The sequence below is a fragment of the Dyella halodurans genome (genome assembly GCF_026283925.1).
Classification (GTDB): Bacteria; Pseudomonadota; Gammaproteobacteria; order Xanthomonadales; family Rhodanobacteraceae; genus Dyella; species Dyella halodurans.
The window spans coordinates 386,613-411,732 of record NZ_JAPDPF010000003.1; the positions used below are offsets into that span (position 1 = coordinate 386,613).

Sequence of the window (25,120 nt, forward strand, 5' to 3'; positions counted from 1 at the left end):
GACAGGGCAGCAACCCGACGCAAGCTCCGGACAGCGGACCATTCGCCGCCGCACGTGGTGCCTGGTCGCATCATCCCGCGCCTCGACAGGCCGGTTACACTGAGCTGCCACGAGGTGTTCATGCCCGCCGTCCTTCGCGTCGCCCTCCCAGTTCCGTTGCCGACCCTGTTCGACTACCTGCCCCCTGAAGCGGGCCAGGCGAGTGTGGGCAGCCGCGTGCTGGTGCCGTTCGGCAAGAGCACGGCGGTAGGCGTGGTGGTGGCGACGGAGGTGGAGACGAGCGTCGGCCAGGCGCGGCTCAAGCGGGCGCTGCGCGTGCTGGACGATGCCGCCCTGCTCGACGCCGAGTTGATGGCCACCCTCGCCTGGGCCGCCGAGTACTGGCTTGGTGCCCCGGGCGAGGCATACGCCAATGCCTTGCCACTGGCCCTGCGCGAGGATCGTGCCCTGCCCGACACCCGCGAGGAAATGTGGGAGCTTACCCAGGCCGGCCGCAGTGCGCTCGATGCCAGCAGCCGTCGCGGCCGCAGCCGGGCCTTGCTGGAAACCCTGGCCGCCGGGCCGCTGAGCGCCGATGTGCTGCACGAGGCACTGCCCGGTTGGCGTGACGCCGCGCGGCGCCTGGCCGAGGCCGGCCTGATCGCGCGGGTCGATGCCCGGCTCGCCACCCATACACCTTCCACGGTGGCGCCGGCCTTGAGCGCCGAGCAGCAGCAGGCCGTGAGCACAATCGGCGCAGCGCTGGGCCGGTTTCAACCGTTCCTGCTCGATGGCGTCACCGGCAGCGGCAAGACCGAGGTGTATCTCGCGCTGATGGAACAGGTCATCGCGCAGGGCAAGCAGGCACTGTTGCTGGTGCCGGAGATCGGCCTCGCGCCACAGACCGTGCGTCGCCTGCGCGAACGGCTCGGCGTGTCGGTACAGGTGCTGCATTCCAACCTGGCCGAAGGCGATCGCGCGCGCGCCTGGCTGCGCGCCCGCACGGGTGAGGCCAAGCTCATCCTGGGCACGCGCTCGGCCGTGTTCACGCCGCTCCCGCATGCCGGCCTGATCGTGGTGGATGAGGAACACGACAGCGCCTATAAGCAGCAGGAGGGATTCCGCTATCACGCCCGCGATCTCGCCTTGCTGCGCGCGCGCGCGCTCAACGTGCCGGTGGTGCTGGGCTCGGCGACGCCATCGCTGGAATCCCTGGCCAATGTCAAAGCCGGTCGCTACCAGTCGTTGCATCTGCGGGCGCGCCCAGGCGCGGTCCGGCCGCCGCAGGTGCAGATCGTGGACATGCGCGCGCAACGGCTGGAACACGGTCTCTCGCCGGCCCTGCTCGCCGCGGTGGCCGACACGGTGGCGCGTGGCGAACAGGCGCTGGTGTTTCGCAACCGTCGTGGCTATGCGCCGGTCCTGCTTTGCCACGCCTGCGGCTGGCATGCCGAATGCCCGCGCTGCGAACACCCGCTGACCCTGCACGCGGGCCGTCGCCAGCTGATCTGTCACCACTGCGACTACAGCTCGCGCGTACCGGAGCAATGCCCGAGCTGCCAGGCACCCCAGCTCAAGCCCCAGGGCCAGGGCACCGAACGACTGGAAGAAGCGCTCGCCGCACGTTTTACCGACGTGCCGGTGCTGCGTATCGACCGCGAGACCACGCGCCGGCGCGATGCCTTCGAGCAATTGCTGGAAGGGTTGCATGAGGAGCGTCCCGCGATCCTCGTGGGCACGCAGATGCTGGCCAAGGGCCACGACCTGCCCAACCTCACCCTGGTTGCGATCGTCGGCGTGGATGAAGGACTGCACAGCGTGGATTTCCGCGCCAGCGAACGACTCGCCCAACTGGTGGTGCAAGTCGCCGGCCGCGCCGGCCGTGCCAGCAAACCGGGGCGCGTGCTGCTGCAGACCCATCATCCGGATCACCCGCTATTACGCCAGCTGCTTGCCCAGGGCTATGCCGCTGCCGCCAGCAGCTTGCTGGACGAGCGTCGCAGCATCGAGCTGCCACCTTACGGCCATCAGGTCTTGCTGCGCGCGGATGCCCATCAGCGCGAACACGTGGATGCGTTTCTCGCCGACGCCAACGCCGCGCTGGCGGGCGCGCCGCTGCAGATTGCCGGCCCGATGCCAGCGCCCATGCCCTTGCGAGCAGGCCGCCACCGGGGGCAGCTGTTGATCGAAGCCACCAGCCGCAGTGCCTTGCACGCCGTGCTTAGACCCTGGCACCAGGCGCTATGGCGCCTGCCTTCCGCGCGCCGCGTGCGCTGGTCGCTCGACGTCGACCCCATCGATCTCTACTGAGCAAGGACGCACAACAGCACACCGTACCTATGCACCATGGACTCTCGCAGCGAGGCATAGCATGGACGACCGCAACCAAGGTTCTTCCTCGTCCACACCCCACGTCGTGATTCTCGGCGGCGGCTTCGGCGGGCTGGCCGCAGCCCGCGGGCTTGCCGGCACCGCGGCTCGCGTCAGCTTGATCGACCGGCGCAATCACCACCTGTTCCAACCCCTGCTCTACCAGGTCGCCACCGCCGGCTTGTCGGCGCCATCGATCGCGGCGCCACTGCGACAGATCCTGCGCAGGCAGACCCAGGTCACCGTCTTGATGGACGAAGCCATCGATGTCGATCTTGCGCAACGCCGCGTCCGCTTGCGTAGCGGCGACATGGCCTATGACGCGCTCATCGTCGCCACCGGTGCGACGCATGCGTACTTCGGGCATGACGATTGGGAAGCCCATGCGCCCGGGCTGAAGACGCTGGACGATGCCTTCACCATCCGTCGGCGCGTGCTGCTGGCCTTCGAGCGGGCCGAGCGCGAGGACGACCCGGCACGCCGCCAGGCGTGGCTGAACTTTGTCGTGGTCGGCGGCGGCGCCACCGGCGTCGAACTCGCCGGCACGCTTGCCGAACTCGCCCGCCATACCTTGCCGCGCGAATTCCGTCGGGCCGATCCACGCCAGGCCAATGTCTTGCTGGTGGAGGCAGGCCCGCGGCTATTGCCTGCCTTCGCCCCGGACCTCTCCGAAAAGGCGCGGCTGCAACTGCGCAGGCTCGGCGTCGAGATACGGCTCGACACCGCCGTGACCGCCATCGACGGCAGCGGCGTCATGCTCGCTGCCACGCCGTATACCGCACGCACCGTGCTGTGGGCGGCCGGCGTCGCCGCTTCGCCGCTGGGCCGCCTGCTGGGCGCGCCGGTGGACCGCGCAGGACGCGTGCTGGTGCAGCCGGATCTCAGCCTGCCCGGACATCCGGAATTGTTTGTGATCGGCGATCTTGCCAGTGTCACTCAAGAGAATGGCCAGCCGGTGCCCGGCGTGGCGCCTGCCGCCAAGCAGATGGGTCGCTACGTCGCCGAGGTCCTGCGCGCACGTTGGCAGGGCACCCCACTCATGCGCCCATTCCGCTACCGCGACGATGGCGTGCTGGCGACGATCGGGCGCATGGCCGCCGTGGCGCAGTTTGGACGTATAAAACTCTCCGGCCTGCTGGCCTGGTGGGTATGGCTGCTGGCCCACGTCACCTTCCTGATCGGCTTTCGCAACCGGCTGGTAGTCCTGCTGGACTGGGCCTGGTCGTACTGGACCTACCAGCGCCATGCCCGCATCGTCACCGGGTCCGATGCGCCATCCCGTGCCTCCCAGCCCTTGCCTGATGACGAGTAGCGTGGAGAATCAACGCTTCACCCAGACGGAAATCGCCGTGTCCTCCCAACTAGAACAATTGCGCCAGTACACCACCGTGGTCGCCGACACCGGTGACATCGAAGCCATCGCCCGCTATCGGCCGGTGGATGCCACCACCAACCCCTCGCTGCTGCTCAAGGCCGCCGAGATTCCTGCCTACGCGCCGCTGATTGAAGAAGCCGTGCAATGGGCAAAATCCAGGAGCCATTCGCGCGAGCAGCAGCTGGTGGACGCGGGCGATCATCTCGCCGTGGCCATCGGCCGCAAGATCGTCGAACTGGTGCCGGGCCGCGTCTCCACCGAGGTGGATGCGCGCCTGTCCTTCGACACGCACGCCACCATCGCCAAGGCCGAGCGTCTGATCGAGCTCTATGAGCATGCCGGCGTGCCGCGCGAGCGCATCCTGATCAAGATGGCGTCGACGTGGGAAGGCATCCGCGCTGCCGAACAGCTGGAAAAGGACGGCATCCAGTGCAACCTCACCTTGCTGTTCTCGTTCGAGCAAGCCGTGGCCTGCGCCGAGGCGGGTGTGTTCCTGATCTCGCCGTTCGTGGGCCGCATCATGGATTGGTACGTGGCGAACACGTCCACCAAGAGCTTTGCACCCGAGGAAGATCCTGGCGTGCAATCGGTGCGCCGCATCTATGCCTGGTACAAGGAGCACGGCTTCAACACCGTGGTGATGGGCGCGAGCTTCCGCAATATCGGCCAGATCCAGGCACTGGCGGGCTGCGATCGACTCACCATCAGCCCCGACCTGCTTGAAAAGCTGGATCAGGACCAGTCGCCGCTGGCCCACGCCTTGAGCGACGACGGCGTGCGCAAGGCCAAGCCCGCGCCAATCAGCGAGGCAGCCTTCCGCTGGGGCCACAACGAGGACGCGATGGCCACCGACAAGCTTGCCGATGGCATCCGCAAGTTCGCTGCCGACCAGCGCAAGCTGGAAACGCTGCTGAACGGCAAACTCGGCTAAGCACCCGGCTCGGCCCGAAACGGGCGGCACCAGCCGCCCGTTTCCGCCGCGATCACTTCGTCGAGCTCGTCAACTTTTGTTCCTGCGCGAGATGGTCCGGCGCCAGTTCGTCGCTGGACCAGCCGCCACCCAGCGCACGTACCAGGCCCACGCTTGCACGCAGCTGGTTCGTCTGCAGGCTGAGCAGGCCCTGATGTGCATCCAGCGCGGCGACCTGCGCCGTCACCACATCCAGGTAACTGTTCGCACCCTGCTTGTAGAGCGCCATCGACAGGTTGAGCGTGTGATCGGCTGCCTTGGTGGCGTCTTGCTGATCGACCATGGCGGTACCCAGATCCGTCAGGATCGACTGGTTGTCTTCCACCTGCTGGAACGCGGTCAGCACCACGCCGCGGTAACGCGCACCAGCCTCGTCGGTGGCGTGATGCGCGGCGGCCACCTGGGCTTTGCGGCGACCACCGTCGAACACATCCATCAGCAAGCTCGGGCCCAGAGCCCAGATCGCGCTGGGCGCGGTCAGCAGGTTGCCCCACGAGCCGCTGCCAAAACCGCCACCCGCGCTCAGGTTGAGGGATGGAAAAAAGGCCGAACGCGCGACGCCGATCTGCGCGTTCGCTGCCGCGGTGCGACGCTCTGCGGCGGCGATATCCGGACGCCGTTGCAGCAGCGTCGACGGCAGGCCGATCGGAATCACCGGCAGGTTGGGCAGATCGGTCTTTGCATCCAGCGTGAAGGTCGAGGCGGACTGCCCGACCAGCACGGCGATCGCATGCTGCAGCAAGGCGCGCTGTGCCTGCGTCTGCGAAAGCTGCGAGCGCGTGGATGACAACTGCGTCTGCGCGCGATTCACATCCAGCCCGGATACGGCACCGCCGGCCTGCAAGGTCTTGGTGAGCTGCAACGCGCGCTGATAGGCGTCCACCGTCTTCTGCAGCAGATCGATCTGGCGATCCTCACCCACCAGCGCCAGGTAGGTATCGGCCAGCTCCGCTTCGAGGCTCAGACGTACCGAGGCGAAATCGGCCGCGGATGCCTGCATCGAGGAACGACCGGATGCCACGTTGTCGTGCACGCGGCCCCACAGGTCGACTTCGTAGCTGGCCTGCGCAGTCAGCGAATACGTGTTGTACCAAGCGGGCGAGGTCGCGCCACGCAGCGCGGCATTGTCGGACTGGCGGTTGCGGATCGCGCTCGCGCCCAGCGATACCTGAGGGAACAGGTCGGCGCGCACCTGGGCGAGGAAATCGCGTGATTGCTCGTAGCTGGCAAAGGCCGCAGCAAGATCGGCGTTGTGTGCGAGCAGCTGATCTTCCAGATCATCCAGGCGCGCATCGCCATACAATTTCCACCAGCCTTCGCGCGGTAATTGATCAGCCGGCGCGGCCGTGGTCCACGGGCCGCTGGGTTGGAACTGTGGCGCCACCGGTGCGTCCGGCACCTGGTAGGTAGGTGCCATCGAGCAGGCACCCAGCGCCAAGGTAGCCGCCAAGGTGGCGGCAAGACTCTTAGGCTTTTTCATGGGGCTTCGCCGCCGGCTGCGTGTTCTTGGCGATGCGGACCGGATCACCGACGGCCAGGCCATCGGGCGGGTTGTCGATCACGCGGTCATCGGGCCCCAGGCCCGAACCCAGTTCCACCGTTTTGCCGAAATCGCGGCGGATCGTCACCGTCTTGAATTGCACGTGGTCGTTGGCGTCCAGCGTCGCCACGTGCAGTCCCTTGTCGTCGAAGATCAGCGCTTCGGCGGGAACGCGCACGCCTTGCGCGTCCGACGTCACGTTGAAACGCACGCTGGCATAGCTGCTCGGCAGCAGGCGGCCATCGGGGTTGTCGACCAGCAACTGCACCAGGGTCGTGCCCGAGGTGGGCGCGATCGCGCGCGCATCCGCCTCGACCTTGGCGGTGAAGGTCTTGCCGGGATACTCGGGCACGGTCAGCGTGGCCTCGTCGCCGCTATGAATGCCCGGTGCATAGACCTGCGGCACGCGCACATAGACGCGCAGCTTGCTGGTGTCGGATATCGCGAACAGCGGTGTGCCACTGCCGCTGCTGTCCGCCGTGATCAAGGCACCCACGTCGGTGTTGCGTGCGGTGACGCGGCCATCGAACGGAGCCAGGATGCGCGCGTAGGACTTCAGTGCCTTCAGGCGATCGACATTGGCCTGCGCCGAGTTCACCTGCGCCTGCTTGGCCGCGTAGTCGCCGTTGTATTGATCCACCGACTGCTGGGACACCGAATCGGAATCGGTGGCGCGCAGCTCCTGCCAGCGCTTGGCCGTGGTGGCGGCCAGCGCCGCGTTGGCGCGCGCACTGGCCAGGTCGGCCTGCGCCTGCAGCAGCTGCTGGTCGAGATCCGGCGTATCGATCACGCCCAACAGATCGCCGGCCTTGACCTGCGCGCCAATGTCCTTGTTCCAGGACTTCAGGTAACCGCTGGTGCGCGCGTAGATCGGCGCATTGGTAAACGCGTCCATCTGCGCGGGCAGCTCAAGCGGTGCCTTGCCATTGCTGGGCTCGGGCGTCGAGATGACGACGGTGGGAATCGCCTGCGCGTCGGTCCACTGGCGCAGACTGCGTGCCTCGGTCAGACGCGTGGCGACACCGATCACCACAATCGAGCCGAAGACCACGGCGCCGATCGCGGCGGCCAAGCGCAGTCGGCGCGGCGACGGCGTCGACTCGGGAAGCGAAGTGAGATGCTCAGACATGGACAGGCTCTCCGGCAATGACGGCCGAATCAGGCGCGCGGCCACGCCGCGCGTGCACGATGGAAAAGACCACGGGAACGAAGATCAGCGTGGCAGTAGTGGCGAACAGCAGGCCGCCGATCACGGCCCGGCCCAACGGCGCGTTCTGCTCGCCGCCGTCGCCCAGGCCCAGTGCCATCGGCACCATGCCGATGATCATGGCCAGCGCGGTCATCAACACGGGACGGAAGCGCACGAAACCTGCCTCGCGTGCCGCCAGGGTGGCATCGCCGTGCTCGGCCAGGCGCTCCCGGCAGAAGCTCACCACCAGCACCGAGTTGGCGGTGGCCACACCCATGCACATGATCGCGCCCGTCAGTGCAGGCACCGACAAGCTGGTGTGGGTGATGAACAGGATCCACACGATGCCGGCCAAGGCCGCAGGCAAGGCGGTGATGATCACGAACGGGTCGGACCATGACTGGAAGTTCACCACGATCAATAGGTACACCAGCACGATCGAACCCATCAGGCCGAACAGCAGACCCGAATAGGCATCGTGCATCGTCTGTACCTGGCCCAGCAGCGCGACGGTCGCGCCCTTGGGCTTGGATTTCTCGGTGTCATTGAGCACCTTCTGGATGTCGGCCGACACCGCGCCGAGGTCACGCCCCTGCGTAGTGGCGAAGATCTCCACCATCGACTGGATGTTGTACTGGCTCACGACGGTGTCGCTGTGCGAGCGCGAGAAATCGGCCAGCGCGCCAAGCACCTGCGAACTGCCACCGTTCTTCGAGGTGATCGGCAGGTTGCCCAGCGAGGCCAGCGAATCGAGCTGGTATTGCGGCACCTGCGCCGAAATCGGATAGGTCACGCCGTTCTCGGGATTCAGCCAATAGGTGGGCGCGACCTGGGCCGTACCCGAGAGATCGGCGACCAGGCTGCTGGTGACATCGCCCTCGGTCAACCCAAGCAGTTGCGCACGCGTGCGATCCACATTGATCTTGAACGCGGGCTCCGCCTGCGACTGCTGGATGCGAGCATCGGCCACGCCGGGAATCTGGCGAATCTTGTTCAACAACTCATTCGCATAGACGAAGTTGGCGGACAAATGAAAACCGCGAATCTGCAGGTCGATCGGCGCCGGCGAACCGAAGTTCAGGATTTGGCTGACGATGTCCGCCGGCGGGAACGAGAACACCGTGCCCGGGAACATCTGCGGCAGCTTCTCGCGCAGGATCTTCACGTACTCGGCGCTAGGGCGGTGACCTTCCTTCAGCGAGATCTGAATGTCGCCATCCTGCTCGCCGATCTCGCCGGTGTTGTTGTAAATGGTGTTGATCGAGCTGCTGTACTGGCCGATGTTGTCGATCATCGTCTCCACCTCGTCCGGCGGGATGATCTGGCGGATCGCCTTTTCCATGTCGGCAAACTGGGCTGCCGTCACTTCTACGCGCGAACCGACCGGCGCGCGTGCATGCACGATGATCTGGCCGCCATCGACGTCGGGGAAGAAGTTGCTGCCCAGGCCCGGCAGCAGCACGAACGACGACACGACAAAGCCCAGGAAGCCCAGCACGAACACCTTGCGGTGCTGCAGCGCGAGGTTCAGGAGGCCCATGTAGCCGGCGCGGAAGCGCTCGAAGCGGTCGACGAAGCCGCGCTGGAAGCGGCCCAGCGCCGTCTTCGGCGGCGGCAGCGGCAGGTGCTGGCCGTGCTCGTCCGCGGTCGGCGGATGCGCCTGCAACAGGTACTTGGCCATGGTCAGCACCAAGGTACGCGACAGGATGAAGGAGAAGATCATCGCGAAGATCACCGCCTCCGCCATCGGCACGAACAGATAGCGCGACACGCCCGGCAGGAAGAACATCGGCACGAACACGATGCAGATGCACAGCAGCGAGACGAAGGCAGGCACCACGATCTGCGCCGAACCGTCGACGATCGCGGTGACGACGTCCTTGCCCTGCTCCAGGTGCCAGTTGATGTTCTCGATGGTGACCGTGGCCTCGTCCACCAGGATGCCCACGGCCAGCGCCAGGCCACCGAGGGTCATGATGTTGAGCGTCTCGCCCAAGGCCGACAGGGTGAACACGGAGCCGAGCACGGCCAGCGGAATGGAGGTGGCGATAATCAGGGTCGAGCGCCAGCTGCCTAGGAACAACAGGATCATCAGGCTGGTCAGGGCGGCGGCGATGACGCCCTCACGGATCACGCCATTGATCGACGCGCGCACGAACAAGGACTGGTCACCGATCGGCGTCACCGTCAGATTGTCCGGCAAGGCGTCTTTCATGCCCGCCACCTTGGCGCGTTCGCCGGCGACGATCGCCAAGGTCGAGGTCGAGCCGTTCTTCAGCACCGACAGCAAGGTGGAACGCACGCCGTCGACGTGCACGATATTGGTCTGCGGCGGATTGCCGTCACGCACGTGCGCCACATCGCGGATATAGATGGTGGTGCCGTTGGCGGTCTTGATCGGCAGGTCTTCCAGCTCCTGCACGCGGTCGGCCGCGTTGTTCAGATCCATCACGTATTCGTACTTGCCGATCTTCTGCGTGCCGATCGGGTTGATCTGCTGCTGCGCCGCCAGCGCATTGGCCACGTCCTGCGTCGACAGGCCGCGCGCCTGCAGCGCGGCGGGGTCCACATCCAGCTGCACCTGGCGCGTCTTGCCGCCGAACGGATACGGAATCGCCGCGCCAGGCACGGTCACCAGCTGCGGACGCAGCAGGTTCAGGCCGAGGTCGCCCAGCTGCTGTTCGCTGAGTCCCTTGCCCGACAAGCCGAGCTGCAGGATCGGCACGGTCGAGGCGTTGTAGTTGACGATCAGCGGCGGCGTCGCACCCGTCGGCAACTGCTTCAGCAGCGTCTGGGCAATCGCGGTGACCTGGGCGTTGGCCACGGCCACGTTCACACCGGGCTGGAAGAAGATCTTGGTGATGCCGATGCCGTTGATCGATTCCGCTTCGATGTGCTCGATGTCGTTGACCGTGGTGGTCAGCACGCGCTCGAACGGCGTATTGATGCGTCCCGCCATCTGGTCGGGCGTCATGCCGGTGAACTGCCACGCGACCGCGATCACCGGAATATTGATGTTCGGAAAAATATCGGTCGGCGTACGGCCTGCCGCCATGACGCCTGAAATCAGGATGAGCAGCGCGAAAACAACAAAGGTATAGGGTCGCGTAAGCGCGATCCGGACGATGCCAAGCATACGGGGGGACTTCCGTGCGCGAAATGATGCGATGCGTCAAATTTTCGCACGCGGATGAGCTAAACGGTGGCCCGCGCGGATGAAGATAATTTCATGTTGCCCGCGGGCTTCTCTTCTTTTCTGGGTGACCTTGTCGCCAAGCTGCACGTAACGGCCCCTTCTCCCCGCCGGGGAGAAGGTTGGGATGAGGGGTGGGTGCTTGCGGTAGGGCGACAACTGAGCGATGTCGCCAGCTCAATTGCGACAAGACGGCAAGCCAAGGCCTTAAGCCCTCTCCGCTCCGGCGCGTTGCGGTGTAGCCGCTGTGTAGCGGCCTTGGGCCGCCACCGATCCGGCTGGCCACATCCGTCAGGCTCGCATCCCACGTAATGCTACGAGCTCTTCAGGCCATTTTCTTTGGGTTACTTTTCTTTTGGGCCAGCAAAAGAAAAGTGACTCGGCTGCCGGCAGGCAGTCGAAACGCCCGCTGCGTAAGCGGCACCCTTGCGATAGCGCTTAGTTGTCGCGCTATCGCGAGCACCCGCCCCTCATCCCAGCCTTCTCCCCGGAGGGGAGAAGGAGTACGAGCGTGCTCACACCGTCAAAGGCGTCACTTCCGGCACGGCGCGAGTCAGACAGGTTCCGGGCTTCTCGCCCGGTGCCACGGGATAGCAATACAGCGTGAGACGAGCGCCGGTGGTCGCCTGGCCGATATCCAGTGCATAACCGTGCAGGCGCACGATCGCGCTGACGATGCTCAGGCCGAGTCCCGAGCCTGCCGTGGTGCGGCTGTTGTCGCCGCGATAGAAGCGGCGGGTCACCGCATCGCGCTCGTCGGCCGGAATGCCCGGACCGCTGTCGATGATGTCCACGCGCGGACCACGCTTGTCCATGCTCGCGCGCAGGCTGACCTTGCCGCCCGGCGGCGTGAACTTGATCGCGTTGCCGACGAGGTTCGCCAAGGCTTCGAACAGCAAGTGGGCATCCGCGCGAATCGGCGCCAATGGCTGCACGTCCAATTCGAACGGCTGGCCGCGATCTTCCGCCACGGGTGCATAGAACTCGTGCACCTGACGCAACACTTGGCCGACATCCACCTCGTCGAAGCAGGCGGCGCGGTTGCGGTCTTCCAGTTCAGAGACGCGCAGCAACGCGCGGAAACGCGTCAGCACGGCATCGATGTCCACCAGGCTCGCCTCCAGCAAGGCCTCCTCGGGGCGACCCTCCAATTGCTGTTGCGTGCGGTACAGACGCGCGCGCAGGCGCGTGAGCGGCGTGCGCAGGTCATGCGCGATGTTGTCGCACACGCCCTTCACTTCGCTCATCAGGCGTTCGATCTCACCCAGCATGGTGTTGACGATGGCGGCCAGCTGATCCAGCTCGTCGCCACGGCGACTTACCGGCAAGCGCTTGGAAAGGTCGCCCTGGCGGATCGGATCGGTCGCCTCCTGCAGCGCGCGTATGCGCTTCCGTGGACCCCGCCGCAACAGGAATCCGCCAAGCAGGCCGGGAATGATGGTCAGCGAGATGCCCCACAACAGCGCGCGGCGAATGATCGCGCCGAGGCCGTCGATGGTGCTGGTGTCCTTGGCGATCACCAGGATGTCGCCGTTGGGAAGCTTGTTCGCCAGGCCGCGAGCGCGTACGCGCTCGGCATCGCGATCCGGGCGCGGCAGGCCATGCTCGAGCATGTGCACCTGGCCGTCCTGTGCCAGCGATACCGGCAGGCGATCGATATTGCCGGCGACCGGGCGATGTTCGCGATCGAACAGGCCCACCGACATGATGCCGTGCGGATCGATGGCGCTGGCGGCATCCACGGTCGCCGGCATGCGCGCCGGATCGGTCGAGGCGATGTAGTGCATGCGCTGCAACAGCATCTGGTCGATCACGCCGTTGAGGTAACGGGTCGTTTCCCACTGGATGACGCCCACCAGGATGAATCCCCACACGGCGAACAAGGCGCCGTAGATTAGGATCAGGCGCGAGGTGGCCGACTGCCAGGCATTCGGACGTGCGTTCATGAGGTCACCGGCAAGCTGTCGTGTGCGGCCGTGAGCATGTAGCCGGTGCCGCGGACCGTGTGGATCAGCGCCAGTTGCCCGGCACTGTCGATCTTGCGCCGCAGTCGGCCGATATGCACGTCGATGACATTGGTGCCGGGATCGAAATGAAACCCCCACACCGTCTCGAAGATCATCGCCCGGGTCAGCACCTGATCCGAGTTGCGCATGAGAAATTCGAGCAGCCGATATTCCGTCGGCAACAGCGTCAGCGGCTGGCCGTTGCGGTAAGCGAGGTGGCTCACCAGGTCGAGCTCGAGATCGGCCACGCGCAAACGCTGGGCGGGCTGCGGCTGACGGCGCCGCAACAGCACTTCGGCGCGCGCGGCCATTTCGTCCGGCGCGAACGGCTTGGTGAGGTAGTCGTCACCGCCGGCGCGCAGGCCACGCACGCGGTCGTCGACGTCGCTCAACGCGCTGATCATCAGCACCGGCGTATCGATCTGCGCGCGGCGCATTTCGGCCACCACGTCGATGCCGTCCATGCCGGGCAACATGCGGTCAAGCGTGATCAGGTCGTAGTCACGCTGCGACGCGCGCTCGAAACCTTCGCGGCCATTGGCCACCCACTCGGCCAGCATGCCGTGCACCGTCAGCTCGGCGACGATTTCTCGCGCCGTGGTCTCGTCATCTTCGATTACCAGGACTCTGGGCATGGCTTGGGGGATCGAACATCCGGTTAAGAGGCACGGAAGCAGCCATGTCTCCGCATAGCCAAACGGCCCCATCGGGGCCGCTGGCATGGTACGCCGATCGATGTGCTCAGGCGGCGAACAACCCGCGCATCTTCTTCATCGCATTCGCTTCGACCTGACGGATGCGTTCGGCCGACACGCCGTACTCATCAGCCAGATCCTGCAGGGTGGCCTTGTCTTCGTCCAGCCAGCGGCGCTGGATGATGTCGCGCGAGCGGGCATCCAGCTTCTGCAGCGCGGTGGATAGCGTGTCGAGCTGGTTGTCGGCCTGGTCGGCGTCGGACACGTTCTCGTACGGGTCGGCGCCTTCGTCGATCAGGAACGCTTCCGGCGCCGGCTTGGCGTCTTCGTCGGCATCCGCCGGGGCTTCGAAACCGATGTCACGGCCCGACAGGCGCGATTCCATCTCGCGCACGGTCGCTTCCGGCACACCCAGGTCCTTGGCCACGGTTCGCACTTCCTCGGCGTTCATCCAGCCCAGGCGCTTCTTGCTCTTGCGCAGGTTGAAGAACAGCTTGCGCTGCGCCTTGGTGGTGGCGACCTTGACGATGCGCCAGTTGCGCAGGATGAACTCGTGCATTTCGGCGCGAATCCAATGCACGGCGAAACTCACCAGGCGCACGCCCTGGTCGGGGTCGAAGCGCTTCACGGCCTTCATCAGGCCGATATTGCCTTCCTGGATCAGGTCCGACAGCTGCAGGCCGTAACCGTTGTAGCCACGGGCCACATGGACCACGAAGCGCAGGTGCGACATCACCAGCTGGCGGGCGGAATCCAGATCATTGTCTTCGTTGAAGCGGCGCGACAGCGCCTGCTCCTCGTCCTGGCTCAGCACCGGGATCCGATGGACCGCCGAGATATAGGCATCCAGACTGCCGACGACACTCGGCACCGGCAGGTTGGCGGTCACCAAAGCTTGAGACATGTGTGGAACCTCCTGTGAGGGGATCAGCTTAGCACTCGGGTTGTACGAGTGCTAAAGGACCGGAAAGGTTCCAGTCCTTTAATGAACTGCATCGTACAGGAATACGGGGCATTCGTCCAGTGTGACGAATGGGGGAGGCCCACTGTGCCGGCCAGGCGGTTCACACGGCGTGAACGGCCGCTCAGCCCAGCTGAGCGCGTGGCGGCAAGGACCAGTCGATGGGTGCGACCCCGTGGGCTTCCAGGTACTGGTTCGCCGCCGAGAAATGCCCACAGCCGATAAAACCGCGATGTGCTGACAAAGGAGATGGGTGCACCGACTTCAGAACACAATGGCGCGACGGGTCGATCAGCTGCCCCTTGCGCTGGGCGTAGGCGCCCCAGAGCATGAACACCAGCCCTTCCCGCTCCCGGTTCAGGGCGTCGATGGCCGCATCGGTGAAGCCTTCCCAGCCCTTGCCCTGGTGCGAAGCGGCCGCGGCCTGCTGGACGGTCAGCACGCTATTGAGCAGCAGCACGCCGCGGTCGGCCCAGGGCGTGAGGCAGCCATGGTCCGGCGCCCGGAAATCCAGGTCGCGCTGGATCTCCTTGAAGATGTTCTGCAGCGAGGGCGGCGGCGGCACGCCAGGGCGCACCGAGAAGCACAAGCCATGCGCCTGCCCCGGCCCGTGGTACGGATCCTGGCCCAGGATCACCACCCGCACCGCATCGAACGGGGTGTGGTCGAAGGCGGCGAAGATTTCCGGCCCCGGCGGGTAGATCACCTTGCCGGATTGTTTCTCGGCGCGCAGGAATTCCCCGAGGGCCTGCATGTCGGGTCGTGCCAGGTATTCGCCGATGCGGGCCTTCCAGGAAGGCTCCAGCCTGACCTTGTCCTCGGTCATGCCGCTTCGTCGTGTTCGCGCAGGTGCCGCGACACGCGCAGCTGGAACAACAGCTTGGTCATCAGCAGCTTTTCCTCGATCGGCTTCTCGACCAGGTCGTTCGCGCCGGCGCGGAGCAAGGCGGCCTGGTTCACCGGATTCTCGTCACCGGTCATCACCAGCACCGGCAGGCGGCCCTTGCCGTAGCCGTAGTCGCGACGGATCCGCTCGAGCAGGTCGCCGCCGGTCAGTTCGCCCTTGAGGCTGACGTCGGTGAGCACGATGTCGGCGCCCACGGCGCCGCGTGCCTTGGCGGTATCCAGCAGCGCCAGCGCGTCCTCCACACTGACCACGTGATGCACGGTGAGGCCGTGCTTTTCCAGGATGCGGCGGGTGGCCAGGGCCACCACGCGGCTGTCCTCGACGTACAACACGTCGCCTTCGGCCTGGTCCTGCGGGCGCACATAGCCGCGAATGAATTCGGCCAGCGCCTGGAAACCCAGCGACTTGTCGAAATAGTCGGTGACATGTTCGCCCAGGGTGCGGCGATGCAGGCGGTCATCGACGTCGCCCGAGACCACCACGATGGGCACATAGACCTGGGCCGCCGATTCGCGCACGTGACGCGCCAGCTCCAGGCCATCCATATCGGGCAGGCGCAGCGCGATGGTGATGAAATCGAAGGCGCCACCGTCTAGCAGCTCGTGCGCTTCCGCGCCCGTGCCGCAGCCGATCACCTCGGCTTCGGGCAATTCGGCCTTGAGCACGCGGGCAATCAACTGGCGCACCACCTTGGAGCCGTCGACGACCAGCACCCTGGGCGCCGCCCCCATCACGCGACTGCTGAAACTCGCACTCATCCCCTGTCATCCACGTCTTGGCCGGCATTCCCTGCTGGCGAAATCCCCATGCGTCCACCCTGCACGGTCAGTTCGATGGCCGGCAGCATGCACCGGCTACGCCACCCTCGCATTACCTCTCCGGCGCGGCCGTGAGCCCGCGCACGGTTCAGGCGGCCTTGCGCAGCTGCCATGCACTCACCAGGCGTGCGCCCAGCCAGCCCAGCACGGCGGCAGCCACTGGCACCGAGGCCAGCAGCCATGGCGGCAGCACGTCGATCTGCAGCTTGCCGGCATAGGCATGGCCCAGCCGGGCGACCGGATCGGCCAGCGACAGCTCCACCAGCACCGCGAAACCCGCCGCCAGCACGCCGCTGAACAGGCCATACCAGATGCCGGCGTAGAGATAGGGTCGACGCACGAAGGCGCGACTCGCCCCGACCAGCATCAGCACGCCGATCTCTTCGCTACGGCTGGCGATATCCACGCGGATGGTGTTGCCAACCACCAGCAGCACCGCGAGTGCCAGCAGCACGGCGAGAATCAGCACCGCACGCTGGCCTACACCCAGCAAGGCCTCCAGGCGTTGCCGCCAGGTGCCGCTGTCCTGCACTTGGTCCACGCCCGACATGCCGCGCATATCGGTGACCAGGCGCTCGACGCCATCGGCGCTGACACCTTGCGCAGGTAGCACCTCGAGCACGAACGGCAACGGGTTGTCTTCCAGCGTATGCAGCGCGCCGGAGAAGCCCTGCATCTTGGCCAGCTCGTCCATGCCCTGCTGCGGCGTCTTCACGGTGACGGCCGCCACGTCGGGACGGTCACGCAGTTTCTTCGCCACCAGCTGTGCCGCGGAACCGCCCTGGCTTGGCTGCAGGAACATGCTGACCGTCTGGTTCTGGCCCAGGGCCTCGCCCATCTTCTGCACATTGCCCAGCAGCAGATAGAAGGTCAGCGGCAAGGCCAACGCGATGGCCATCACCGCCACCGTGAGCAAGGTGCCGACCGGACGCGACATCAGGCGGCGCAGACTGGCGGACGCGCTCCAGCCATGGTGTTCACGCCAGCTCGCCACCGGGCGCGCGCGTGTGCGCCCGCCACGCGATGGGGTCTCGGCCAGCAACGGGCTTTCGTTGAGGGGAAGCTCGGGCTGCGTACTCACAGCACCTCCTGCGCGGCCACGTCGGCCACCAGACGACCATGATCGAGCACTACCACGCGCTTGCGCATGCGCTTGATCAAGGGCAGGTCATGACTGGCCACCAGCACCGTGGTGCCCACCTGCTGGAACTCGGCAAACAGGCCCATGATCTCCACTGCCAGCGTGGGGTCGAGATTTCCGGTGGGCTCGTCGGCGATCAGCAGCATGGGCTTGGCCACGATGGCGCGCGCAATGCCTACGCGCTGCTGTTCGCCAGCAGACAGGGTCGCGGGCAACTGGCGTTCGTAGGCCAGCAGGCCCACTTTTTCCAGCGCGGCACGCACGCGCTTGCTGCGCTCGGGCGGCGCCATGCCGCCAATCATCAACGGCAGCTCGACATTCGCGAACACGGTGCGATCCATCAACAGGCGGTGGTCCTGGAACACCATGCCGATACGGCGACGCAGCTTGGGTATGCCGCTACGGCCGATCTTGCCCAGGTGCTGCCCTTCCAGCGTGATCACGCCATGCGAGGGACGTTCGATCAGACCCAGCAGCTTGAGCAAGGTGCTCTTGCCAGCGCCGGAATGGCCGGTGACGAAGGCCATCTCGCCTGACGCCACCTCAAAGGAAAGCTGCGACAGGGCCTCGTGGCCGCCTTCGTAGCGTTTGCTGACTTGATCAAAGCGGATCACCGCGTGTCCCCGATCCTAAGAGCCCTTGCAGGAAGGATAAGGGATGCACGCGCGAAGGTCAGGCGCTTTCTGTCGATCCGCTGCCGCGGGTTATGCCCGCGACAGCTTGGCGCAAGTACGTCGCCGCTTCGACCGCTCAACGACCGGTGAAGAAACGACCCAGGCGACGGAAGAAACCGTCCTTCTTCGGCGCCGACGACTCGTTCGACACGCCGGAGGTGATCGCCACCTGGCGCGAAGGACGCGCATGCGCGGCATCCGCACCACCGCGCTCACGGGACGAGCGACGCTCGCCGTGCGCTGCACGGCTGTTCTCGGTGGCCGGCTTCGCTGCGATCTCCGCCGCAGGCGCATCGCCATCACGGCGACGACCACGACCACCGCGACGACGGCGGCGCTTGCGCTCCACGCCATCGACCGTCTCGCCATTGGCCGGTGCCGGCTTGGTCTCGGCGGGCGTTGCCACGGCCACGACGCTTTCCTGGGCAGGCTCGACGCGCGGCTTGCGCGGTTCACGCGGCTTGTCGCTGCGTGCCGGACGCTCGCCATCGCGGCGGCTGCCGTTGCGGCTGCGCGAACGCTGGCCGGGCGAACCGTCCTTCTCGCGCGGCTCCACCTTGTCGCCGAAAGCGGCGCTGTCGGCAGCCACATCGGCCATGAACTGGGCGTCCAGTTCGCGCGGCTTCGGCATCACCAGCATGTCCGGCTCGATGTTCGCCACCGGAATGCGTTGGTCGATATAGGTCTCGATATCGGGCAGCGACATCGCATAGAGGTCGCAGGCGAAGCTGATCGCGTCGCCCTCGGCGCCGAGGCGCGCAGTACGGCCGATGCGGTGCACGTAATCCTCGGCATCCTGCGGCAGGTCATAGTTGAAGACGTGGCTGACCGCCGGGATATGCAGGCCGCGCGCGGCCACGTCGGTGCACACCAGCATGTCGAGCTGGCCTTCCTGGAAGCGCTGCAGCAGCTTCTGCCGCTTGAGCTGCGGCACGTCGCCGGACAGCGCGCCAACGCGGTAACCCTGGCGCTTCACCCGATCGGTGATGCGCTCGGCGGCCGCCTTGGTGTTGACGAAGATGATGCTGCGCTCGGCGTTCGTGCGATCGAGCAGGTTGAGCAGCAGCGGCATCTTCTCTTCCTTGGCGGGGAAGTAGACGACCTGGCGCACGCGGTCGGCGGTGACGTTTTCCGTCTCCACCACCAGCTTCTCGGCGTTGTGCATGTGCTCGTAGGCCAGCTCGAGCACGCGGTGGCTCAAGGTGGCCGAGAACAGCAGCACCTGGCGCTGCTCGCGCGCCGGCAGGCGGCGGAAGATGAAGCGCACGTCCTTGATGAAGCCGAGGTCGAACATGCGGTCCGCCTCGTCGATCACCATCACCTCGACGGCGTCGAGGCTGAACACGTGCTGCTTGTAATAGTCGAGCAGGCGGCCCGGCGTGGCGATGATGATGTCGCAGCCGTCCTTGAGTTGCTGGCGCTGCTTGTCATAGTCGACGCCGCCATAGATCAGCGCAGTGCGCAGGCCGGTGTGGCGGCCGATCGCCTTGGCGTCCTTCTCGATCTGGATTGCCAGCTCGCGGGTCGGGGCGATCACCAGGGCACGCGGATCGCTGTCCTTGCGCTCGGCCACGGCCGAGGTGGTCAGCAGGCGATTCATGGTCGCCACCAGGAAGGCGCAGGTCTTGCCCGTGCCCGTCTGCGCCTGGCCGGCCACGTCGCGACCGGTGAGGGCGACCGGCAGGGTCAGGGCCTGGATCGGCGTGCAGCGGGTGAAGCCCGCCTCGTCGAGGCCTTGCTGCAGCAGCGGATGGAGATCGAAATTGGTGAAAAAAGTATCAGTGAGTACGGTTTGTGACATCGCTATAGGGATTATTGATCGGGCATCGCAGGAGCAGACTGCCCGGCTCCTCGGCGTTGAGACGCTCAAAGGAACAGGTGGATGATCGGCACGGCCAGGGCGTGGTGGCAGGCAGAATCCGAAGATTGCGCGTGCCGGCAACACGTTTCCGTGGCTGGCGCCGGAGGGAGGCGGCAAGTACCGGCAGCTCCGCTGGCATAGGTCAAAGGACTGCGTCCTAAGAGGCTGGGCCCCGGGGGAACCCTTTCACCTATGTCAACGGAACTGTCCGTGGCCGCCCTTGAATCGCTTGAATCGTGCCCCGAGTTAGGCTGGAATGGAGGTCTGCCGCAACGGCACCAACCTTCTTCTCGGAACGACCCCGCGCTTCATGGGCGCCCCAGTGTAGCCGATGCTGGGCGCGAGGTCGTGAAACCCCTTCCGCCTACCCTCGGAGACCCCGGTGAGCGACCTGATTACCCATGTAAGCGACGACGCCTTTGAGCAGGAAGTGCTCAAGTCCGACACCCCGGTGTTGCTGGATTTCTGGGCGGAGTGGTGCGGCCCGTGCAAGGCCATTGCCCCCATCCTGGACGAGCTGGCCAAGCAGTACGAGGGCAAGCTGCGCATTGCCAAGATCAATATCGACCATAACCAGAAGACGCCCCGCAACTACGGCGTCCGCGGCATCCCGACCCTGATGGTGTTCAAGGATGGCAAGGTCGAGGCCACCCAGATCGGCGCGGTCAGCAAGGGCCAGCTGACGCAGCTGATCGACAAGGCCATCTAGTTGAAGCTTTAACGATCGTCATCCCAGCTTTCGCTGGAATGACGATCAAAACCATTCGGGAGGATTATTCATGGCTTCCGAGGCAGTCCCGAGGCCGTTTGGGGGCCATCAATCGCACCAAATCTGAATTACCTCGATCACGACGCTTTACGTCGCCGCAGATCGGGTGCTAGATTTCATCCGTCCGTCGGGACAGTCCTGTCCCCCGCGCCGTCCGCGCACCGTCACCCTCCCTGTGTAACTAACGGCGCCCCGCAGAGGTTTGCCCGTGTCTGATATCGAAAGCAAAGAAACTACCGACGCCAAGGGCGCCGAGTCGAAGCCTGTGGCAGAGACCCGCACCCGCGCACCACGCAAGTCTGCTGCAGCGGCCGAGGCCGCCCGGGCAGAAAAGCAGGCGCAGCTGGATATCCCGCCGCCCCCGCCGGTCGAGCGCTCCGCGCCGGCTGCCGAGGCGCCGCCTCCGGCGCCAGCCCCGGTGAACGCGGCCCCCGCCGAGTCCGCTCCGCAAGGCGATGGCGCTCAGCGCACGTCGCAGGAAGCACGCGAAGGCGGCCAGCAGAACGGCGGCAACGCGGGCTTCAACAACCGCAACGACCGCAATGACCGTGATGGTCGCGGCCGTCGCCGTCGCCACGAGCGCAACCAGCAGCGCGGCCCCGGTGGCCAGGGCGGCCAGCAGGGTGGCGGTCATCCGCGCAACCCCAATGGCCTGCCGGTGGACGACGAGTACGCCGATGCCGGCAGCAACGACCGCCTGATCAACCTGACCGAGCTCAAGCGCAAGAACGCGATCCAGTTGCTGGAATTCGCCGAGTCGCTGGGCGTGCAGGAAGGCGTCGCGCGTGCCCGCAAGCAGGACGTGGTCTTCAACATCCTGAAGGCGCATGCCCGCTCCGGCGGCGGCATCTGGGCCGAGGGTGTGCTGGAGATCCTGCAGGACGGCTTCGGCTTCCTGCGCTCGGCCGACGAGTCCTACCTGGCCGGCCCGGACGACATCTATGTGTCGCCCAGCCAGATCCGCCGCTTCAACCTGCGCACCGGCGACTATATCACCGGTCGCGTGCGTCACCCGAAGGAAGGCGAGCGTTACTTCGCCATGCTCAAGGTCGACGACATCAACGGCGATCCGCCGGAGGCGTCGAAGAACAAGATGCTGTTCGAGAACCTCACCCCGCTGTTCCCGCGCAAGGCTTTCAAGCTTGAGCGCGGCAACGGTTCCAGTGAGGACATCACCGGCCGTATCCTCGACCTGGTCGCCCCCATCGGCCGCGGCCAGCGTGGCCTGATCGTCTCGCAGCCGAAGTCCGGCAAGACGATGATGCTGCAGAACATCGCCCAGGCCATCACCTACAACCACCCCGACGCGCACCTGATCATGCTGTTGATCGACGAGCGCCCGGAAGAAGTGACGGAAATCGCCCGCACCGTGCGTGCCGAGGTGATCTCCTCGACCTTCGACGAACCGGCCGTGCGCCACGTGCAGGTTGCCGAAATGGTGATCGAGCGCGCCAAGCGCCTGGTCGAGCACAAGAAGGACGTGGTGATCCTGCTCGACTCCATCACCCGCCTCGCCCGCGCCTACAACACCGTGGTGCCGAGCTCCGGCAAGGTGCTGACCGGCGGTGTCGACGCCAACGCGCTGCAGCGTCCGAAGCGTTTCTTCGGCGCCGCGCGCAACGTCGAGGAAGGCGGCAGCCTCACCATCATCGCCACCGCCCTGACCGACACCGGCAGCAAGATGGACGAGGTGATCTACGAGGAGTTCAAGGGCACCGGCAACATGGAAGTGCACCTGTCCCGCCGCATCTCCGAGAAGCGCGTCTACCCGGCCATCGACATCAACCGTTCCGGCACCCGCCGCGAAGACCTGCTGATCGAACCGGACCTGCTGTCCAAGATCTGGATCCTGCGCAAGCTGCTGCATCCGATGGACGAGCTGGCCGCGATGGAGTTCATGCTCGACAAGATGAAGAACACCAAGTCCAACGACGAGTTCTTCAACTCGATGAAGCGCTGATCCGTCGGCGCCTCGTCCAGAACAAAGGCCGCCGCAAGGCGGCCTTTGTTCTTTACGCCGCGCAAGGCGCTCGCTCGTGCAGTAATGGGCGCCTCATCCGTCATTGGCCGCACGGCAGCGCACATGGCGCGAACGCCATATCGGGCCAGAGACGTGGCGATTGCGCCAGTGGAAGCGGACAGCCGCACGCCGTGTTGCGGCCCGCGGCCTTGGCCGCATAAAGCGCGCGATCGGCGTTGCCGAGCAACTCGTCGACACGCCCCGGCGAGTACATGGGCGCTGCATTCATGCTCGCCACGCCAATGCTCAGCGTGACGCAACCGTAAGGACTGGCCGGGTGCTTGATATCGAGCCCCTGTATGGCCCGCAGCATGTCCTGGGCCACGCCATGCGCGCCGCCAATGGCGGTATTCGGAAGTATGGCGATGAATTCCTCACCGCCATAGCGGCCGACCACGTCGCCCTGGCGGCGAACCATCGCCTGCAATTGGGCCGCGATGGCGCGAAGACAGGCGTCGCCTCGCTGATGTCCAACGTGATCGTTGTACTTCTTGAAGAGGTCCACGTCGATCATCAGCACCGACAGCGATGCTCCCGCACGTGCACAGCGGCGCGATTCAGCCAACAGGGCCTGATCGATGTGGCGGCGGTTTGGCAGGCCGGTCAGGTGATCGTGACTGGCGCGGAATTGCCAATGCCGACTCACCTTCTCCAGCGCCTGCTCCATCTGTCGGCGGGCCGTGATGTCGATGAGCGCCAGCGTGAGTCCGACCACCTGCCCCGCGGCATTCTGCATCGGCTGGACTGCCTGGATGTAATAGCCGCCAGCACGGCTGACCTCGCGTTCGATCATGCCGATCCCGGCATCGAAGCGCATCAGGTCGCCCTGCCACTGAGGCTCTGCATCCGATCCCAGCTCACCGACCACCCGGCCCACCATCGCGTCGGGAAAGGTACCGTAGATGGCTGCATACATCGTGTTGACCGTCAGGTATCGACCATCACGCCCGATGACGCCAAGGGCGGTTGGAATGGAATTGTAGAGTCGTTGCATCGACCTCGCCGAAGCCGCTTCACCTGCGATCGTTACGATGCCGGACCCTTCAGCGTCGACGCGCCCAGGATGATCCTCCGTCGCCGTCCTCGCGCGATGCGCCATCGCACGGCCACCATGGCGCGTCTCAGCGCTCCCGCTGCCAGCGAGCTCGGCACGGCTGGCCAACATGCGCCTGGCGATGCGGCGCCCCTTCGGACACCCAGCACCAAACGCCATGGGGCGACGGCCTCGTCGTCGGCATCTCAACCTCGTGAAGTTTCGCTTCATGACTCCATGTGCAAGCAACGTCCACGCCATTCGGGGCTGGCGTTCAGTCACATCCCGGCAAGACCTGGCAACCCGAGGCTACGCGTCAGAACCGGCCAGGCCGTCGCCGTTCAACCGTCATGTATGGCCGCCGAATCGGCCGAGGCCTGATCGCACACCTGATGGTGCGCCAAGTGACACTCACTTGAATCAGAAAATCGCTGTCGGCGATGGTTTCATTCTTCGCTTACAGATCAACCCCGCTATAGACCTACACAGAAACACGCCATGCACTCACTCTGACCCCGTGCCAGCGTGTGCACCTCACTTGTGCGGGCTGATCGACGGCGATGCATCACGCACCCTTGACGCGAAGTTCTTCGCGTCGTTCGGTCCTTGAAGAATCCCGATAAATCGATCCAGGGGACGGATATCGATCCATCGCCGGCGTACTCACCGACACATACACGTCCCTGGTATGCGGGAAGTCGTCACGTGAACCATGGATGCACAAGACGCATCGATCGTGTAGCTGCCTCACGTATCCTGGTGATATTCGCCGCTATCACGGTCGCAATGGAATCAGAAAATTCCTAGATCGATGACTCAATGTGGTGGCCAGGCGTCGACAATGCCCGTGGCAGCTACCCGCATTGACCGCTTCGCGATTTACGAAAGCAGGCCCGCCGAACGGGCGAATTCAAAGAGCTGTTTATCGCTGTGCAGCCCGAGTTTTCGCATGGCATCGCGCTTCTGCTGACTGATCGTCTTCACGCTACGCGCCGTGCGACGCGCGACTTCCGAAACCGTAAGGCCCTGGGCGAGCAGGCGGATAACTTCACCCTCGCGCGGGGATACGGCCAAACCGTCCTCGCCGGGTCGAACTGCGTTCTCGATCTGGCGGCGCAGGCGCGTGCTGAGATAGGTCCGACCGGAGCGAGCCATCTCGATCGCGAGCATCAACTCCTTGGTCATCGCCATCTTGTCGACAATACTTTGCACGCCTGCCGTCAACATGCTCTGCGCCAGCGCAGGATTACTCAACATGGTGAGCACTAGGATCGGCAGCTTGGGGTAGGCTCCTCGCAACCGGTGGATCAAGGACAGGCCATCATCTTCCGCATCCTCGGATGGCATGGAAAAGTCGGTAATCAGAAGGTCGCAGGGCACGCGACCAAGCAGAGACAGCAACTCGGCCCCGTTACGCGCCTCGCCTACAACCTCGATACGGCTACCGTAGTCCTGCAGCCAAGTCTTCAATCCCTTCAATACGACCGGGTGATCATCGGAAATTATGATCCGCACTAATCCTCCAAAACTTTCCCGCAAGCTGCGGCCGGTCCATGCGCAGCATTGACACTCGATACCGTTGTTGAATTTTTCTTGCGAACAGTAGCATGAACGCCCGA

At 65.3% G+C, this 25,120-nt stretch carries 18 protein-coding genes; 5 read left to right on the forward strand and 13 right to left on the reverse strand.

Annotated features, from left to right (window positions below; all coding sequences use genetic code 11):
- The first annotated feature begins 120 nt into the window (after nucleotides 1-120).
- The 3 genes from OUZ49_RS08495 (at nucleotide 121) to tal (ending at nucleotide 4,655) form a co-directional block, all read left to right on the forward strand.
- A complete protein-coding gene (locus tag OUZ49_RS08495; RefSeq protein ID WP_266149908.1) occupies nucleotides 121-2,289 on the forward strand; it encodes a primosomal protein N' in 2,169 nt (722 codons plus the stop codon).
- Nucleotides 2,290-2,350: 61 nt separating this feature from the next.
- On the forward strand, nucleotides 2,351-3,661 hold the full coding sequence (locus tag OUZ49_RS08500) for an NAD(P)/FAD-dependent oxidoreductase (protein WP_266149909.1): 1,311 nt from the start codon (nucleotides 2,351-2,353) through the stop codon (nucleotides 3,659-3,661).
- Between the two features lie 37 nt (nucleotides 3,662-3,698).
- Nucleotides 3,699-4,655 (forward strand): transaldolase, encoded by a 957-nt coding sequence (gene tal, locus OUZ49_RS08505; protein ID WP_266149911.1) that lies wholly within the window; start codon nucleotides 3,699-3,701, stop codon nucleotides 4,653-4,655.
- Nucleotides 4,656-4,707: 52 nt separating this feature from the next.
- On the opposite strand, the gene OUZ49_RS08510 is transcribed toward tal, so the two are convergent.
- The 11 genes from OUZ49_RS08510 to OUZ49_RS08560 form a co-directional block, all read right to left on the reverse strand.
- Nucleotides 4,708-6,174 carry an efflux transporter outer membrane subunit gene (locus tag OUZ49_RS08510; protein ID WP_266149912.1) on the reverse strand — a complete coding sequence of 489 codons (1,467 nt, stop codon included), beginning with the start codon at nucleotides 6,172-6,174 and terminating at the stop codon, nucleotides 4,708-4,710.
- A complete protein-coding gene (locus OUZ49_RS08515) occupies nucleotides 6,161-7,363 on the reverse strand; it encodes an efflux RND transporter periplasmic adaptor subunit (RefSeq protein WP_266149913.1) in 1,203 nt (400 codons plus the stop codon). Before OUZ49_RS08515 ends, OUZ49_RS08510 begins: the two co-directional genes overlap by 14 nt.
- Nucleotides 7,356-10,559, reverse strand: coding sequence for an efflux RND transporter permease subunit (locus OUZ49_RS08520; protein ID WP_266149914.1), 3,204 nt, complete (start codon nucleotides 10,557-10,559; stop codon nucleotides 7,356-7,358). The genes OUZ49_RS08515 and OUZ49_RS08520 overlap by 8 nt, the downstream gene beginning before the upstream one ends.
- A 572-nt stretch (nucleotides 10,560-11,131) precedes the next feature.
- Complete coding sequence (locus OUZ49_RS08525; protein WP_266149915.1) at nucleotides 11,132-12,562, reverse strand: sensor histidine kinase; 1,431 nt, start codon at nucleotides 12,560-12,562, stop codon at nucleotides 11,132-11,134.
- Nucleotides 12,559-13,257 (reverse strand): response regulator transcription factor, encoded by a 699-nt coding sequence (locus OUZ49_RS08530; protein WP_266149916.1) that lies wholly within the window; start codon nucleotides 13,255-13,257, stop codon nucleotides 12,559-12,561. Before OUZ49_RS08530 ends, OUZ49_RS08525 begins: the two co-directional genes overlap by 4 nt.
- Before the next feature lie 106 nt (nucleotides 13,258-13,363).
- Nucleotides 13,364-14,221 (reverse strand): RNA polymerase sigma factor RpoH, encoded by an 858-nt coding sequence (gene rpoH / locus OUZ49_RS08535; RefSeq protein WP_266149917.1) that lies wholly within the window; start codon nucleotides 14,219-14,221, stop codon nucleotides 13,364-13,366.
- Between the two features lie 181 nt (nucleotides 14,222-14,402).
- Entirely contained in the window at nucleotides 14,403-15,104 is a 702-nt protein-coding gene (ung, locus tag OUZ49_RS08540; protein ID WP_266149918.1) for a uracil-DNA glycosylase, read from the reverse strand.
- Nucleotides 15,101-15,943, reverse strand: a complete 843-nt coding sequence (locus tag OUZ49_RS08545) for a response regulator (protein ID WP_266149919.1) — start codon at nucleotides 15,941-15,943, stop codon at nucleotides 15,101-15,103. The genes ung and OUZ49_RS08545 overlap by 4 nt, the downstream gene beginning before the upstream one ends.
- Nucleotides 15,944-16,091: 148 nt before the next feature.
- Nucleotides 16,092-17,084: a permease-like cell division protein FtsX gene (ftsX, locus tag OUZ49_RS08550; protein ID WP_380003472.1), complete on the reverse strand. Its 993-nt coding sequence runs from the start codon at nucleotides 17,082-17,084 to the stop codon at nucleotides 16,092-16,094.
- Nucleotides 17,081-17,758: a cell division ATP-binding protein FtsE gene (ftsE, locus tag OUZ49_RS08555; protein ID WP_266149920.1), complete on the reverse strand. Its 678-nt coding sequence runs from the start codon at nucleotides 17,756-17,758 to the stop codon at nucleotides 17,081-17,083. The genes ftsX and ftsE overlap by 4 nt, the downstream gene beginning before the upstream one ends.
- 136 nt (nucleotides 17,759-17,894) lie before the next feature.
- A complete protein-coding gene (locus OUZ49_RS08560; protein ID WP_266149922.1) occupies nucleotides 17,895-19,619 on the reverse strand; it encodes a DEAD/DEAH box helicase in 1,725 nt (574 codons plus the stop codon).
- 442 nt (nucleotides 19,620-20,061) lie between these two features.
- Between OUZ49_RS08560 and trxA the strand changes: the two genes are divergently transcribed.
- Entirely contained in the window at nucleotides 20,062-20,388 is a 327-nt protein-coding gene (trxA, locus tag OUZ49_RS08565) for a thioredoxin TrxA (RefSeq protein ID WP_266149923.1), read from the forward strand.
- Between the two features lie 277 nt (nucleotides 20,389-20,665).
- Nucleotides 20,666-22,408 carry a transcription termination factor Rho gene (rho, locus tag OUZ49_RS08570; RefSeq protein ID WP_380003588.1) on the forward strand — a complete coding sequence of 581 codons (1,743 nt, stop codon included), beginning with the start codon at nucleotides 20,666-20,668 and terminating at the stop codon, nucleotides 22,406-22,408.
- A 100-nt stretch (nucleotides 22,409-22,508) separates the two neighbouring features.
- Here rho and OUZ49_RS08575 read toward each other — a convergent pair whose 3' ends face one another.
- Both OUZ49_RS08575 and OUZ49_RS08580 read right to left on the reverse strand, forming a co-directional pair.
- The gene (locus tag OUZ49_RS08575) at nucleotides 22,509-23,462 is read right to left on the reverse strand and encodes a sensor domain-containing diguanylate cyclase (RefSeq protein ID WP_266149925.1); all 954 of its coding nucleotides are present in this window, start codon (nucleotides 23,460-23,462) and stop codon (nucleotides 22,509-22,511) included.
- 918 nt (nucleotides 23,463-24,380) lie between these two features.
- Nucleotides 24,381-25,040 (reverse strand): response regulator, encoded by a 660-nt coding sequence (locus OUZ49_RS08580; RefSeq protein WP_266149927.1) that lies wholly within the window; start codon nucleotides 25,038-25,040, stop codon nucleotides 24,381-24,383.
- Nucleotides 25,041-25,120 lie beyond the last annotated feature (80 nt).